General features: G+C 54.9%; 12 protein-coding genes. 10 read left to right on the plus strand and 2 right to left on the minus strand.

Annotation, left to right across the window (positions count from 1 at the left end; genetic code table 11):
• Positions 1–23: 23 nt before the first annotated feature.
• The gene (locus IEX96_RS02755) at positions 24–650 is read right to left on the minus strand and encodes a peptidoglycan-binding domain-containing protein (RefSeq protein ID WP_150004153.1); all 627 of its coding nucleotides are present in this window, start codon (positions 648–650) and stop codon (positions 24–26) included.
• Between the two features lie 226 nt (positions 651–876).
• On the opposite strand from IEX96_RS02755, the gene IEX96_RS02760 reads away from it, so the two are divergent.
• The 4 genes from IEX96_RS02760 to IEX96_RS02775 all read left to right on the plus strand — a co-directional run bounded on the left by IEX96_RS02760 (position 877) and on the right by IEX96_RS02775 (position 5,105).
• Positions 877–2,232, plus strand: coding sequence for an NF038122 family metalloprotease (locus IEX96_RS02760; protein ID WP_150004154.1), 1,356 nt, complete (start codon positions 877–879; stop codon positions 2,230–2,232).
• Between the two features lie 153 nt (positions 2,233–2,385).
• Positions 2,386–3,048 (plus strand): glutathione S-transferase family protein, encoded by a 663-nt coding sequence (locus IEX96_RS02765; protein ID WP_150004155.1) that lies wholly within the window; start codon positions 2,386–2,388, stop codon positions 3,046–3,048.
• 109 nt (positions 3,049–3,157) lie between these two features.
• On the plus strand, positions 3,158–3,973 hold the full coding sequence (locus IEX96_RS02770; RefSeq protein ID WP_229773487.1) for a class I SAM-dependent methyltransferase: 816 nt from the start codon (positions 3,158–3,160) through the stop codon (positions 3,971–3,973).
• Positions 3,974–4,058: 85 nt separating this feature from the next.
• A complete protein-coding gene (locus IEX96_RS02775; protein WP_229773488.1) occupies positions 4,059–5,105 on the plus strand; it encodes a LacI family DNA-binding transcriptional regulator in 1,047 nt (348 codons plus the stop codon).
• A 1-nt stretch (position 5,106) separates the two neighbouring features.
• On the opposite strand, the gene IEX96_RS02780 is transcribed toward IEX96_RS02775, so the two are convergent.
• Positions 5,107–6,696 carry a sodium:solute symporter gene (locus IEX96_RS02780; RefSeq protein WP_150004156.1) on the minus strand — a complete coding sequence of 530 codons (1,590 nt, stop codon included), beginning with the start codon at positions 6,694–6,696 and terminating at the stop codon, positions 5,107–5,109.
• 279 nt (positions 6,697–6,975) lie between these two features.
• On the opposite strand from IEX96_RS02780, the gene zwf reads away from it, so the two are divergent.
• The 6 genes from zwf to IEX96_RS02810 all read left to right on the plus strand — a co-directional run bounded on the left by zwf (position 6,976) and on the right by IEX96_RS02810 (position 15,051).
• Entirely contained in the window at positions 6,976–8,466 is a 1,491-nt protein-coding gene (zwf, locus tag IEX96_RS02785; protein WP_229773489.1) for a glucose-6-phosphate dehydrogenase, read from the plus strand.
• Positions 8,459–9,172: a 6-phosphogluconolactonase gene (gene pgl, locus IEX96_RS02790; protein WP_150004157.1), complete on the plus strand. Its 714-nt coding sequence runs from the start codon at positions 8,459–8,461 to the stop codon at positions 9,170–9,172. Before zwf ends, pgl begins: the two co-directional genes overlap by 8 nt.
• Before the next feature lie 64 nt (positions 9,173–9,236).
• Positions 9,237–9,854 (plus strand): hypothetical protein, encoded by a 618-nt coding sequence (locus tag IEX96_RS02795; protein ID WP_150004158.1) that lies wholly within the window; start codon positions 9,237–9,239, stop codon positions 9,852–9,854.
• Positions 9,855–9,886: 32 nt separating this feature from the next.
• Positions 9,887–11,695, plus strand: a complete 1,809-nt coding sequence (gene edd / locus IEX96_RS02800) for a phosphogluconate dehydratase (RefSeq protein ID WP_150004159.1) — start codon at positions 9,887–9,889, stop codon at positions 11,693–11,695.
• 27 nt (positions 11,696–11,722) lie between these two features.
• A complete protein-coding gene (locus tag IEX96_RS02805; protein WP_150004160.1) occupies positions 11,723–12,367 on the plus strand; it encodes a bifunctional 4-hydroxy-2-oxoglutarate aldolase/2-dehydro-3-deoxy-phosphogluconate aldolase in 645 nt (214 codons plus the stop codon).
• 212 nt (positions 12,368–12,579) lie between these two features.
• Complete coding sequence (locus IEX96_RS02810) at positions 12,580–15,051, plus strand: TonB-dependent receptor domain-containing protein (RefSeq protein WP_188873452.1); 2,472 nt, start codon at positions 12,580–12,582, stop codon at positions 15,049–15,051.
• The last annotated feature ends 62 nt before the right edge of the window (positions 15,052–15,113 follow it).

The following is a 15,113-nucleotide window of genomic DNA, read 5'->3' on the forward strand; positions in this document are numbered from 1 at the left end:
AGCGATGAGACGATATATATCCCCTATCGGTTTTTCCCCGAAGTCGGCAGCCCTTCGGCAAACAGATGAAACAGCGTGACTTGATCGGGCAGGCCCGTCACCTCGATCTCTTTCGATTTTTGAAACGCTTCCAGAGCAAGGCGGGTTTTCGGGCCGAATGTCCCATCGGCAGTGCCTTCCAGAAATCCACCCTGGATCAATTTAGCCTGAGCGCGGCGCAGAATTTCTTGATAGATGGTTATGCTGCTATCGCCTTGCCCCAGAACGAGAGACTTGGATTCACTACGCAGCCGTTGTTCCGACATGATAAGGCTCAAATAATCCGTCGCCCGAAACAGGGGCGTATCTTGATTGTCCTTGCAAAAGGATATGAGAGCGAGGGTCAGGAACTGGGTATTTTGCCACGGCACCATATCGAAAGTGTCGTCTTGAAAGCGGTTCAACGCCGTCAGATATCCCTGAACCCAGCCGATATAATATGTGTATTGCTCTTTACGGTCCCGCTCGGCTTCCAAGAACAAAGAGCAGGCCTGCGCGCCCCCGCCTTCTACGGCAAAACGCTTGTTTGTATCTGCAGCCCAAGCGGGCGCGGTGCAAAAGGTCGTAGCAAGACACGCTGCGGACAGCGAAACGGCAAGCGCTTTGAACATGATCGGGTCCTCTAAAATTTGTCTCCCATGGCGTGGCGAGCGGTGGCCCGCCTGTCAACTGTCGGATTTTTTTACAGATAAACGGTGTACGGCTTCAGCCTGATAAAAATTCCGACAGGTTTTCTTAAACCAAAGGCTTAAAACATGGAATTCTCCCGTTGAATTAAATGGCATAAGAATTGCTTGGATTGTGTTGAATAATAATAATTGCAATCAGGGTAGAGTAATGAAAAGCATGAAACGGTTTTTGGGCGGCGCTCTCACCGCAGGGATTTTGGCACTTTCTGCACCAGCGCATGCCATTCAGATTGATCTGAATTTCAATTTCGATCCCAATATTGATCCGGCTTTGGCCGATGATGCACGCCGCGGATTCAAGAAAGCTGCGCAATTATGGGAAACGCGTCTTAAAGATGATACCACCATCATTCTGGATGTGGGATTCGCACCCCTTGCCCCCAATGTGATCGGCCAAACGGGGTCATCTTCAGCGGTTGTCAATTATTCTGTGTTCCGCGATGCCTTGGCCGCAGATCAAACCAGCGGTAAAGATAAAGTCGCCGTCCAGAATTTGGTGCAAGACGATAGCCTCTCGTTTTTCACCAACACCTTGGGGACCCTCGATGGCGGCCCGGGCATTTCATTTGATTCGGCAGGAAACAGCGTGTTTTCCACCATCGACAATACAGCGCTGGATGTGAACACCGCCAATTTGAAAGCTTTGGGATTCACAGGCCTTGATGGTGTGGTGGATGGCTCGGTCACCTTCAATTCAGATTTTGATTTTGATTTCAATCGATCAGATGGAATTGATGCAAACGCCTTCGATTTTATCGGCGTTGCCGCCCATGAAATCGGCCATGCCTTGGGCTTTGTCAGCGGCGTGGATTTCGTGGATCAGTTCACTGGCGCGGGCCCCACGTCAGAAGTTATCCGTGACGTGGTGGAAAACCCCGCCAATGCGGATTTCTTCCGGGCGCTTTTGGGCCTACCCGCCGATGCCGTGATCACCCGTGATATTCTGGCCAATGTGAATATCTTCGAGATCGTGAATGCGGTCTTTAATGTTCCCGATAATTTCAATGCGGTGTTCTCGCCGATGGATCTGTTCCGCTTTTCCGATCTATCATTTGATGGGCAGGGCAATTTCGTTGGCTTTGATCTGACCTCCCATCTGGGCATTGACGGGCCTTTGACCTTCGATGATTTCGACACGCAATTCGCCAACCGTACCGACATTCCCTTCTTTTCATTCGATGGTGGCAAAACGCAAATTGCTCCCTTCTCGTCGGGTAGTTTCAATGGTGGCTTTCAGTTCCAGTTCCCCGATGGAACGATCATCGATCTAGGCGGCAATCAGGCGTCACATCTGATTGAGGTCTTCGGCGTGATTTCCCCCTTCGGTATCATGGATCCCACAGCCGGCCGCGGTGAACAGGTGGATATCAGCGGGATCGATTTGGCGGTTTTCGATGTGATTGGCTTTGATATTCCGCTGCCAGCAACGGTCCTGTTTTTAGGATTGGGCTTGATCGGCTTCGGTGCAACCCAGCGACGTCGGCAGGGACGCCAAGCCGCTTAAAACACTGTTGCCGATCGGCGCTTTGATCTAAACAGTCAAATAAATGTGAATGCGCGATGCGTTTGTTCGTATCGCGCATTATCTTTGTTTGCCCCTATCAAAATCTTTCCATGTCAAACCGGCCAGCCGATGCCACAATAGGAAAAGCCCATCATGATTGATCTTTATACCGCCGCCACACCCAATGGCTTCAAAGTGTCCGTCACTTTGGAAGAAATGGGCCTTCCCTATACTGTAAAAGCCATTAATTTGATGGCGGCCGAGCAGAAAGAAGACTGGTTTTTGAAAATCAATCCCAATGGTCGCATTCCTGCAATCATTGACCGGGACAATGATGATTTCGCGGTCTTTGAATCCGGCGCGATCATGCTGTATCTGGCGGAAAAAACCGGAAAACTTTTGCCAAGCGATCCCAAAGCACGCTCGCAAGTCATCCAGTGGCTGATGTTCCAAATGGGTGGTTTGGGGCCGATGCAGGGGCAGGCCAATGTGTTCACCCGCTATTTCCCCGAACAAATTCCTTCGGTGATTGCACGGTATCAAAATGAAACCATGCGTCTTTATGGGGTGCTTGACCGCGCCTTGGAAGGCCGGGATTTTCTGGTAGGCGACTATTCCATTGCTGATATCGCCAATTGGTGCTGGGTCAGAAGCCATGCCTGGTGCGGTCTTGAAATTGATGGTCTGCCCAATCTGAAAGCATGGGCAGACCGTATCGCGGCCCGCCCGGCGGCGGAAAAGGGCGTGTCCGTACCACCGCGCACCATTGATGATGAAACGGCCGTGAAAGCGGCGCGGTCGATGCTCCAACGCTAAAACCATAAAGGCAGGCACCATTTAAGCGCACGAATTCTGTCCTTTTTCTTGCAGCAAGGCCCCGGCTTTTGTAGCCTGCCACCGGGGCCTTTCTTAATGGAGATATTTTATGCGCCTTTCGCACCTCTTTCTCGCGCTTGTGATGCTGCTGCCTGCGCACCGGCTTGCAGCGCAAGATAGCGATGCCATTGACCGGGCGGTTACGGAAAATCCGTATCGCACCGCCGATCAAAAGGCGCGGGATGCCTACCGCCATCCAGCCGAAACCCTGAAATTCTTTGGCATCACCGCCGATATGACGGTCGCCGAACCATTGCCCGGCTGGTACACGGAAATTCTGGGGGATCTGCTCCGGGATAAAGGCACCTATATCGCGCTGAACACAGCGCCACATCTCTCCCAAAATGCCGGCAGCCGGGCGCGCTCCCATGTCTGGCGCGATAATTATATCGCCTCCAAAGGCAAATTGTTTGGCGATAAGGCCTTTGCCCGCTTCATGCTGACCGAAGACGGTTTTGCCGCTGATGACAGTGTGGATGCCATTCTTGCTTTTCGCAGCATGCATGGCTGGGTGTATAGCGATGTGCTGGAAGAGGTTCTGGCCGAATTTTTCCGCGTCATGAAGCCCGGCGGCGTGCTGGGTGTGGTGCAACACCGGGAAAATGAAGACTCACCCAATACCCCCGCTGACCGGCGCGGTTATCTGAAGCAAAGCTTCGTGATCGAAGCCGTTACGAAAGCGGGTTTCGTGCTTGCGGATCAAAGCGAGATCAATGCCAATCCCAAAGACACCAAGGATTATGAAATCGGGGTCTGGGGCTTGCCGCCGGTATTGCGCGCCGGAAGCGATGAAGAACGGCGCAAAAATCAGGCAATTGGCGAATCCGACCGGATGACGCTGAAATTTGTCAAGCCGGGACAATAAGGATCACGGGATGGTGGCGCCTTTTCGCCCCTGTGGCGGCCCTTTTCGCCATCCCGATCCAAAAGCGGGCCATGAGTGACCAATCATGACCATTCGGCGATCCACGCCCAAAGCGGATATCAAAACCATGTCCGATATCGCCCGTCTGGCGGGGGTATCGGAATCCACCGTGTCACGGGCTTTGGCCGACAGCCCGTTGGTGAATGCCAAAACCAAAGACCGGGTGCGCCGCATTGCCCACAGCCACAATTATGTGGTGAATGAACAGGCACGGAATTTCCGCTTGAAACGCACCGGCACCATCGCCGTGGTAATCCCCATCGATGCCAAGCAGCAGCAGCCGATTTCCGATCCGTTCTTTATGGAATTGCTCGGGGCCATCGCCGATGCCTTGAATGCCCGCGGCTTTGACCTTTTGCTCAGCCGCGTCAATGCCGGAGACAGACATTGGCCCGATGCGGCCCTTGATAGCTCCCGGGCTGACGGTACCATCATCATCGGCCAATCCTCCCAGCATGAAACCCTGAACAGTATGGCCGATACCGGTGCGCCAATGGTTGTGTGGGGCGGGCGGCTGCCAGACCAGCGCTATTCCACTGTGGGCTGCGACAATGAAACCGGCGCCCTTGAAGCGACAAAGCACCTGATTGCACAAGGGCGCAAACGCATTGCCTTTATGGGGCATCGTGGCTGGCCAGAGGTGGAATTGCGATATAAAGGCTACCAACGGGCGCTAGAGACCGCAGGCCACGAAATAGATCCGGATCTGGTGTTTGACAGCCGCTTTACCAGCGAGGATGCCCATCGGGTGATCGCACATCTGGATCTGAAGACTTTGGCCTTCGACGGGCTGGTGGCCGCCAGTGATGTTCTGGCCATGGCGGTCATCAATGCCCTGCAGGCGCGGGGCATCCATGTACCCAAAGATGTGGCCATCACCGGTTTTGACGATATCGCCCTTGCCACTTGGTACAATCCACCGCTCACCACCGTACGCCAGCATATTTTGCAAGGCGGGCGCTTATTGGTGGATCTGATGATGTCGAAAATTGCCGGGGAAGCCATCGCGCCTTTGATGATGACCCCAGAGCTGGTGGTACGCGCCTCCAGCGGCGCGCACCAAGCCGATTAGGCTACCAAAAGCTGATCACAATGACAGCGGTGACCGCCAGCAGGCCCACCGACAAAATCCGGTAATTCTGCCACCAGGGCAAAGCGGCAAGTTCTTCGGATTCCGCATGCCATGTGGCAGGCGTCCATAACAATCCTTCGGTTTTTTCCGGCAATGGCGGCGGGGTCATCAGGCTGACCACCACCAAAGTGATGCTTGAGATCACGAACAGGATGGGGGCCACATATAAAAAGCTGATCACCGGTTCATCCACCAGCACCTGATTGCCGATGAAGAACACCAATCCGGCCAAACCGCCAATCACCAAAGCTGCAAACCCGCCCGAGGCATTGGCACGTTTCCACAAAACCCCGAACACGAACATGGCCACAATAGGCGGCACCGTATAGGCCAGAACCGCTTGCAGATATTCAAAGATCGATTGGAATTTTGCGATCTGCGGGGCCCAAAGCACAGCAAGCATCATGAACACAAAGGTCGATATCTGCCCGGCGCGCATCAACTGGTGCGGGTTGAGCTGAGGCCAGATGCGGCGCACGAAATCCATGGTCACAAGGGTCGATGCGGAATTGAGCGTGCTGTCAATTTGCGACATCAAAGCCGCCACAAACCCCGCCAGAACCAATCCCATGATGCCCACCGGCAGCAAATCCACCAGCATGGTGGGATAGACCAGATTGGGATCTTCAATATCGGGATAGAGCAAGATGGCAATGGTGCCGGGGATCACCATGATAAACAGCACCGGCAGCTTCAAAAAACCGGCAAATAAGGCACCCCAGCGCCCATGATTGATATTCTTGGCAGCCAATAAGCGCTGCACCATGAATTGATTGGTGCACCAAAAATAAAATCCCAGCAAAAAGACGCCGGTAACAAGGCCGGGCCAAGGCACACCGGGATCACCCGGCGGACGGATCAGGCTTAATTTGTCTTGCGGCACAGCGGCCACAACGGCGTCCCAGCCGCCCACCTGTTCCAGAGCGAAAATGGTAATCAGCACAGACCCGACCACCAATAACACCGCCTGAATGGCATCGGTGAACATCACCGCCGCAAGACCGCCCGCAATGGTATAAATCCCGGCGGCAATGGCCAAAACCGTAACGGTGGTCCAGATATCGAGGCTGGGGAACATCATTTGCAACAGCAAAGCGCCCGCAAACAGCCCGCCGGCGGTATCCACCACAATATTGAGGAACAAAGTCAATAAGGAGAAATAGGTACGCGCCCGATCATCATACCGTTTAGAGAGAAATTCCGGCATGGTATAAACCTGCGCGCGCAAAATAGCGGGCAGGAAAAACACCGCGAACACCACAAGGACAACCGCAGCCATCCATTCATAGTTAAACACGGAAATGCCGGTGGAATAAGCCGAGCCTGCCAACCCCACAAGCGTTGTGCTGGAAATATTGGAGGCAAAAAGCGACAGCCCGATCACCGGCCACAACATGCCCCGACCGGCAAGGAAAAAATCGCTGGCCGTATCATGCTTCCGGCCAAACCAAATGCCCAAACCGATCGCAATCACGAAATAGGCGGAAATCAACCCGATATCGATCGGATGCAGTGAGATACCCAGTTCCATATGTCTCCCCAAAGCGTTCTGGTTCCCGGCGTCTCACCCTGTTTCGGATGACTCTATCCAAGAAACGTCTTAAAGCTTTTGCGACTTTTGCTGCCCTTGATCGGGCAATCTCCGGCAGTCTAGCGCCCCTTTTTGGCAAAAGCACCCTATCACTGTGCAAATATTTGCAATCGATTGCAATGTGCTAAACATCATTTTTATGCCATAGGAGGGCTTCATCTCTTTATTTTATAACCAAAAACGCCGTACATGACGGTGTATATATGCATGATTTGACGAATGCGGGATAGTTTTATGCAAGAACACGGCACCAACCGACCCAGTGATCTGATCATCTTTGGCGGAACCGGTGATCTGGCCATGCGCATGCTGTTTCCATCCCTGTATTTTTTGGACAGTGATGGCCATTTGGCCGATGATGTCCGGATTATCGGGGCGGCCCGGTCTGATCTTGACCGCGACGGGTTTCTAGAAACGGTGCATGAGCGCCTAAAAAGCCATATCGCCGCAGACTATTATGATGAAGCCTTGTGGCAACGCTTTGCAAAGCGCATTGATTATTGCCCTGTGGATGCGGTGGAGGGCACCGGATTCGATAGCTTGGCCAAGGCGGTGCGTCTGGATGAAGGCGGCGAGCTGGTGTGTTATTTTTCCACAGCCCCGCGCTTTTATGGCGACATATGCACCCATCTCAAGGCCCATGGACTGGCCGGCAAAAACACCCGCGTCGTTTTGGAAAAACCCATTGGCCATGATCTTTTATCATGCCGGGCGGTGAATGATGCGGTGGGAGCCGTGTTTGCAGAAGACCGCATTTACCGCATCGATCATTATCTTGGAAAAGAAACAGTCCAGAATTTGCTGGCTTTGCGCTTTGCCAATTCCCTGTTCGAGCCCCTTTGGAATGCCAATGGCATCGAGCAGGTCCAGATCACCATTTCCGAAACGGTGGGCGTGGAAGGGCGCTGGTCCTATTATAACGACTCAGGCGCTTTGCGCGATATGTTGCAAAACCACATGCTGCAGCTTTTGTGCCTTGTGGCAATGGAGCCGCCCAACACCCTTGATGCCGATGCGGTGCGCGATGAAAAGCTGAAAGTTTTGCGGTCTTTACGGCCCATCACCAAACAAGAGAACACGCTGAAGTCGGTGGCCGGTCAATATACGGCCGGCGCGGTCGGCGGTACGGCGGTTCCGGGCTATCTGGATGAAGCGCAAGAAGAAAGCCGCACGGAAACCTTTGTGGCCTTACGCGCCGATATCGATAATTGGCGCTGGCGCGGTGTGCCTTTTTATCTGCGCACCGGAAAGCGGCTGCCTTATCGCTATAGCGAGATCTTTATCCAGTTCAAAGGGGTACCCCATTCGATCTTCCCCGAAGAAAGCAATCTCACTTTAGATTCCAACAAGCTGGTAATCCGCTTGCAACCGGAAGAAAATATCAAGCTGTGCGTGATGAACAAGGTGCCGGGGCTGGGCCGTGACGGCATGAAGCTGCAAGAAGTGTCCTTGGATCTTTCCATGACCAAAGAGGCGCGCACCCGCCGTCGCCGCATCGCTTATGAGCGCTTATTGCTGGATGTACTGAACGCCAATTCCACCCTGTTTGTGCGCCGCGATGAAACCGAAGCGGCCTGGGCGTGGGTGGACGGCATTTCCAAAGGATGGCGGGATCTGGATTTGAAGCCCAAGCCTTATTCCGCCGGAACATGGGGGCCTGCCGCTTCGGTGGCGCTCACCGAACGATATGGGCATAGCTGGCATGATTGAACCATTATTTGTCGAATATCCCGATGCCGAAGCCATGGCCGACAGCCTGGCCGGACATATGGCTTTAACCTTGGCGGAAGCCACCGAGGCACGGGACATTGCCGGGCTGATCGTTTCCGGCGGCTCCACCCCCAAAGCCCTGTTTCAGCGCTTGGCGAAGCGCAAACTGGATTGGGAAAAGATCTGCATCACTTTGGCCGATGACCGCTGGGTGGATGCGGACCATCCGGCCAGCAATGAAAAACTGGTGCATGAAAGCTTGCTTGTCGATGATGCGAAAAAAGCCTCGTTCATCAGCCTCAAAACTCCGGCCAAAACAGCGGTGGAAGGGGCGCCAGATGTTCAAAAACGCTTGATGGATTTTCCATGGGCTGCGGATCTGGTTCTTTTGGGCATGGGCGAAGATGGGCATACCGCTTCGCTCTTTCCCGGAGCCGAGGCGCTAAACGCTGTCTTGTCCCCTGAAGGGACGGATTTGTGCCTTGGATTGACACCGAAAATCCTGCCAAAAGATGCCCCCTTCGAGCGCATGACCCTGACCTTGCCCGCGCTTTTGGATTCGGCCCGGATCATTTTGATGCTAAAAGGCGCCGGCAAGCGTCATGTCTATGATCGGGCAATGGCGGGAACGGATATCTATGAAATGCCCATCCGCGCGATCTTGCAACAACATGAGGTGCCGGTTGAGGTCCACTGGGCCCCTTGACCTTTCCCCATGGGAGTGCCCCCTATTGGTCGGGTCTGAACAAACGAAACAGCAAGGGGTCGATATGCGGAAATTCTGGTCGGCGGCACTTATATATCTGGGCATTTCTGGCATAAGCCTGATGACAGCCAATGCACAGGAAACGGCGGAGCCTTTGCCCCCATCCGTGGCCAATCAGGATGCCGAAACGGAGACGAACCCTTTGGAGCCCATTGCCGAAACCCAATGGCCGCAGATTTTTCCGCCTTTGAATGTGCTGATCACACCGCGGCGGGACCGGGTTGAACCGGAAAACGATACCGCACAGGACGGCCCTGCCGAATGGGCACAGATACCCCTTGCCAATGGCCGGACAGGCGATCTGTTGGGGTTTTTGAATGCACAGATCGATCATAAAGCCGATTGGCAGGCGGATGAAACATTCATCGCCGCCCAAAAAGCCTTGCGGTTGGACGAAAAAGCGCCCGATACCCGTCAGGCTTTGGTGGAGCGGGCCAATATGGCCGTCATCATGGGCGGCGGATTTTTGCATATGAGCATGGCACAGATCTTTGTGAATTTCGGCTTCGAGCCCGATGGAACACGGCCCAAGCCCAACCCATATGGGGTCCTTTCACCCATTGATCCCGTCACATGCCATGAAGGCGGTATTTCGTGCCGCCAATCAACCATACCGAATTAAGCCTATTTGCCAGAGAAATGAGGAGACACAGGATGCATCCCACACTGTCCGAAGTGACCACCCGCATCCGCGAGCGCAGCACCCAAAGCCGCGCCGATTATCTTGAGCGCATAGAGGCCGCGCACCGCGAGGGCCCCAATCGCAGCACCTTGTCTTGCGGCAATCTGGCCCATGGCTTTGCCGCAGCGGAAGGCGACAAGCCCAGCTTGCGCGGCGAACGGGCGCCCAATATCGCCATTGTGTCTGCCTATAATGATATGCTGTCGGCCCATCAGCCCTATCAACGCTTTCCCAATCTGATCAAATTGGCCGCCCGCGAGGCCGGTGCCACGGCACAGTTCGCAGGGGGTGTCCCCGCGATGTGCGATGGCGTTACCCAAGGCCAGGACGGCATGGACCTGTCGCTGTTTTCCCGCGATGTGATTGCACAGGCCACCGCCATCGCCCTGTCGCACAATATGTTCGATGCGGTGCTGGCACTGGGCATTTGCGACAAGATCGTGCCGGGCTTGATGATCGGCGCCCTGAGCTTTGGCCATCTGCCCGCTATTTTCGTGCCGGGCGGCCCCATGCCATCGGGCCTGCCCAATGATGAAAAAGCCCGTGTGCGCGCCCTTTTTGCCCAAGGCAAGGTGGGCCGCGAAGAGCTGTTGGACGCCGAAGCCAAATCCTATCACAGCCCCGGCACCTGCACATTTTATGGCACGGCCAATTCCAATCAGATGATGATGGAAATGATGGGCGTACATCTGCCCGGTGCGGCTTTTGTGCATCCCAATACCAAATTGCGCGATGCTTTAACGGCCTATGCAGCAAAACGTGCCGCCGCCATCACCGGCCTTGGCAATGCCCATACGCCTTTGGGGCGTCTGATTGATGAACGCGCCATCGTCAATGCCATGGTGGGGCTGATGGCCACCGGTGGGTCCACCAATCATACATTGCATCTGGTGGCCATTGCCAAAGCGGCGGGCATAAAGATCAACTGGACGGATTTTTCCGATCTATCGGATATTGTGCCTCTTTTGACACGCATCTACCCCAATGGTTCGGCGGATGTGAATCATTTCCACGCAGCGGGCGGGATCGGCTTTCTAATCCGCGAACTGACGAATGCCGGGCTTTTGCACGGCGATATTCAAACCATATATGGCGTCCCCCTATCCCAGCATGCGGTGGAGCCGGGATTGGAAGACGATCGCTTGGTCTGGCGGCCTTCTCCGCAAAAAAGCGGGGACGAAGATGTGCTGCGCGGCGTGGACAATCCCTTCTCTGCCACCGGTGGTCTGAAGCTTTTAGAAGGCAATCTGGGCCGCAGCGTGATCAAGATATCGGCGGTGAAGCCCGAACATCGGGTGGTGGAAGCACCGGCACGGGTGTTTCATCATCAAAGCGAACTGGTCGAAGCCTTCAAAGCCGGAGAGTTGAACCGGGATGTGGTGGCCGTGGTGCGCTTCCAGGGGCCACGCAGCAACGGAATGCCGGAATTGCACAAGCTGACCCCCAGCCTGGGCGTTTTGCAAGAACGTGGCCATAAGGTGGCCCTGATCACCGACGGGCGCATGTCGGGCGCATCGGGCAAGGTGCCTGCGGCCATTCACCTGACCCCGGAAGCGGTGGATGGAGGGCCGATATCGCGCATCCGCAATGGCGATATCATCCGGCTGGATGCGGACGCCGGAACATTGAATGTGCTGCTTGAGGATGCAGACTTCGCCGCCCGCACGCCGGAGCAGGCGGATATATCCTCCTACCACTTTGGCATGGGCCGCGAACTGTTCGCATCCGCACGCCAGGCCGTTTCCAAAGCCGAAGAGGGTGCCTCTTTCATTCTGGGATAAAAGGTTCATCATCAAGGAACACTGCATATGACACAGGCCATCCACACAATCATGACCACCGCACCGGTGATCCCGGTTCTGGCAATCGACCATATCGAGCACGCCGTCCCTTTGGCGCAGGCCTTGGTGGCCGGTGGCTTGCGGGTTCTTGAAATTACCCTGCGTACAGACGCTGCAATCCCAGCCATCGAAGCCATGGCACAACAGGTGCCCGGTGCCATTGTGGGGGCGGGCACCATCCGCACACCGGACGATCTGAAACGGGTAGAACAAGCGGGCGCGCGCTTCGCCGTAAGCCCCGGCCTGACCGACGCCGTGGCAAAAGCCGCACAGACCAGCACGGTGCCTTTGCTGCCCGGTGTGGCCACCGCATCAGAAGTCATGCGTGCCAATGACCATGGCTTTGACCATTTGAAGTTCTTCCCTGCCGAATCCTCGGGCGGTGTGGCGGCTATCAAGAATTTCTCCGGCCCCTTTCCCAATGTGTTTTTCTGCCCCACCGGCGGGATCAATGCCACTAAGGCGCGGGATTATCTAAACCTTGCCAATGTGTTATGCGTGGGCGGCAGTTGGGTGGCACCCAAAAACGCGGTGCAGCATGAAAGCTGGGCAGAGATCGAGCGGCTGTCCAAAGATGCCTTTCACAATGCAGCGGGGCCAGCAGCCGGCTAAAGCCTTTCTGACCGCCTGAAAGAGCGTTTTGTTACGTAACATTTTGCAAAACCATTATTGCAATCGATTGCAAAATCTTTTACCGTCCTCGCGATCATATGGATGGGGTGCGCCATTTATGGCGGAAACACAAAGCGCCTGATCCAAACTGGCGGCCATTAAATTCCACAGAGATGCCATGGCCTGCCGCATCATTTTGGGGAGAGAATCCAATGAAACAAGCAACACGCTTTGGTTTAATGCTATCGGTGGCCACTGCAGCCTTTGCCGCATCACCTGCTGTTTCGCAGGTTGAAAACGGGGATGCCGACGAGGCTTCCACAAATGCCGGAATGCTTGAGGAAATCATCATCACCGCCGTGCCCATCAGCGGCACAAAAATGACCACCAGCGTTTCCACCAGTTCTTTAAGCGCCGAAGAAATCCGTAATTTTGCACCGCGCTCCACCGCCGAGATTTTCCGCAATATTCCCGGTATCCGCTCTGAAAGCTCTGGCGGGGGCGGCAATGCCAATATCGCCGTGCGTGGCCTGCCCATTTCCACGGGTGGCGCGAAATTCCTTTCGCTGCAAGAAGATGGCCTGCCGGTTTTGCAATTTGGCGACATCGCTTTTGGCAATGCGGATAATTTCCTGCGCGCCGACAGCACCATTTCGCAAATTCAAGCGGTGCGCGGTGGCTCGGCCTCCACATTTGCGCAGAACTCCCCCGGTGGCGTGATCAATATGATCAGCAAAACCGGCGCACAGGAAGGCGGCAGCATCGGCATCACGCGAGGCATCGGCTTTGACCGCACCCAGCTTGATTTCGAATATGGCGGCCCCCTTGCCGACGATCTGAGCTTTCATGTGGGTGGCTTTTATCGCACCGGCGAAGGCACCCGCAACACCGGCTTCAATGGCGATGATGGCGGGCAGATCAAAGCCAATATCACCAAGGATTTTGAAAATGGCTATGTGCGGCTTTATTTCAAACATCTGAATGACCGGGAAACCACCTTCCTGCCCATGCCGCTTTTGGCCACCGGCACCAATGAAAATCCGAAATTCCGCTCGGTGGAAGGGTTCGACGCCAAATCCGACACTCCCCATTCCCCCTTCTTGTTGTCGGGCCTTGGCCTTGACGGCGAAAACAACCGCCGCCGCCTTGATCTTGATGATGGCATCCGCGCCCTGAGCACCGCCATCGGCATCGAGTTCGAATTCGATCTGGCCGATGATTGGCGGATCAGCAATCGCGGCCGCTATTCCGAAAATTCCGGCGGTTTCGTTGCGCCCTTCCCGGCCAGTGTGGCCAGTGCATCGTCCTTGGCCGAACAAATCGGCGGAGCCGGGGCAACCCTTGGCTATGCCAATGGCCCAAGCGGTGGTCAGGCCATCGCCAATCCCGCAGCGCTCAATGGCAATGGCTTGGCCATGTCCGTGGCGTTGTTCGATGTGGATGTGAATGATTTCGACAATTTCGCCAACGATCTGAAACTCGCCAAATCCTTTGAAATGGGCGATATGGGCGATGTGGATGTGACATTCGGCTATTATAAAGCCTCGCAAAACATCAATATGGACTGGGTGTGGAACTCGTTCCTGATGGAAGTGAAGGGCAAGGATGCCGCCCTTTTGGATGTGTTTGACGCCAATGGCCAAAAACAGACCCTGAACGGCCTGTTCCAGTTTGGTGATCCCTTTGGCGGCTGCTGTACCCGCAATTACAATGCCGATTATGATACCGATGCCCCTTATGCCTCTGTATCATGGATCACCGGCGATCTTAGCCTTGATGCCAGCCTGCGCTACACCTTCGGTGATGTTTCAGGCAGCTTTGCAGGCACCATTCAGGCCCCCTTTGATGTCACCGGCGACGGCGTGATCGAAGGGCCGGAACAAAATGTCAATCTGGTGGATCTGGCCAATCCTTCGCCCGTTGATTACACATATGATTATGCCTCTTACACCTTTGGGGCCAATTATCTGTTGAGCGACGATCTGGCCGTTTTTGCCCGCTATAGCCGGGGTGGCAGCGCCAATGCAGACCGTTTGCTGTTTGGCCCTGCCATTGCCGCCGATGGCTCTTTGGTGGATGAAGACGCCGCTGTGGATATCGTCAAACAAACCGAAGCCGGTGTGAAACTGCGGACCGGCGGGCTTAATCTGTTCGGCACATTCTTCTATGCCAAAACCGAAGAACAGAATTTCGAAATCACCAGCCTCACCTTCATCGACCGCAAATACCGCGCCTATGGCTTCGAGCTTGAAGGGGCCTATTCCTATGGTCCGTTCGATATCACCGCCGGGCTGACATGGACCGATGCGGATATTGTGGAAGACAATCTGTCGCCGGATCTGGTGGGCAACACGCCGCGCCGGCAAGCGGACCTGATTTATCAAGTGACGCCATCCTACACGGATTATGGCTTCACCATCGGGGCCAATATCATCGGCACCACCAGCTCCTTTGCCCAATTCAACAACGAGCTGAAACTGCCCGGCTATACGCAGGTGAATCTCTTTGCCAATTACGAGATTCTGTCCGGTCTGGTGTTGTCGGCCGATGTGAACAATCTGTTCGATACGCTGGGCGTTACCGAAGCGGAAGAAGGCTCTATCCTGCCCAATTCCGATGCGGTGATCCGGGCGCGCGCCATCAATGGCCGGACGGCTTCTGTCACATTGCGCTATAGCTTCTGATCTTTAACGTAAACCCTTAACGCACCCGCTTGGGACGGCTTTAAAAGCCATCCCGGGCGGGT

Source organism: Iodidimonas muriae (assembly GCF_014647255.1).
GTDB lineage: Bacteria > Pseudomonadota > Alphaproteobacteria > Sphingomonadales > Rhodothalassiaceae > Iodidimonas > Iodidimonas muriae.

Bases quoted from the DNA above. Each gene is read 5' to 3' on its own strand.
- IEX96_RS02780 (WP_150004156.1), bottom strand. From the start codon at position 6,696: ATGGAACTGGGTATCTCACTGCATCCGATCGATATCGGGTTGATTTCC.
- zwf (WP_229773489.1), top strand. From the start codon at position 6,976: ATGCGGGATAGTTTTATGCAAGAACACGGCACCAACCGACCCAGTGAT.
- IEX96_RS02810 (WP_188873452.1), top strand. From the start codon at position 12,580: ATGAAACAAGCAACACGCTTTGGTTTAATGCTATCGGTGGCCACTGCA.
- IEX96_RS02795 (WP_150004158.1), top strand. From the start codon at position 9,237: ATGCGGAAATTCTGGTCGGCGGCACTTATATATCTGGGCATTTCTGGC.
- IEX96_RS02755 (WP_150004153.1), bottom strand. From the start codon at position 650: ATGTTCAAAGCGCTTGCCGTTTCGCTGTCCGCAGCGTGTCTTGCTACG.
- IEX96_RS02760 (WP_150004154.1), top strand. From the start codon at position 877: ATGAAAAGCATGAAACGGTTTTTGGGCGGCGCTCTCACCGCAGGGATT.
- pgl (WP_150004157.1), top strand. From the start codon at position 8,459: ATGATTGAACCATTATTTGTCGAATATCCCGATGCCGAAGCCATGGCC.
- IEX96_RS02765 (WP_150004155.1), top strand. From the start codon at position 2,386: ATGATTGATCTTTATACCGCCGCCACACCCAATGGCTTCAAAGTGTCC.
- IEX96_RS02770 (WP_229773487.1), top strand. From the start codon at position 3,158: ATGCGCCTTTCGCACCTCTTTCTCGCGCTTGTGATGCTGCTGCCTGCG.
- IEX96_RS02805 (WP_150004160.1), top strand. From the start codon at position 11,723: ATGACACAGGCCATCCACACAATCATGACCACCGCACCGGTGATCCCG.
- edd (WP_150004159.1), top strand. From the start codon at position 9,887: ATGCATCCCACACTGTCCGAAGTGACCACCCGCATCCGCGAGCGCAGC.
- IEX96_RS02775 (WP_229773488.1), top strand. From the start codon at position 4,059: ATGACCATTCGGCGATCCACGCCCAAAGCGGATATCAAAACCATGTCC.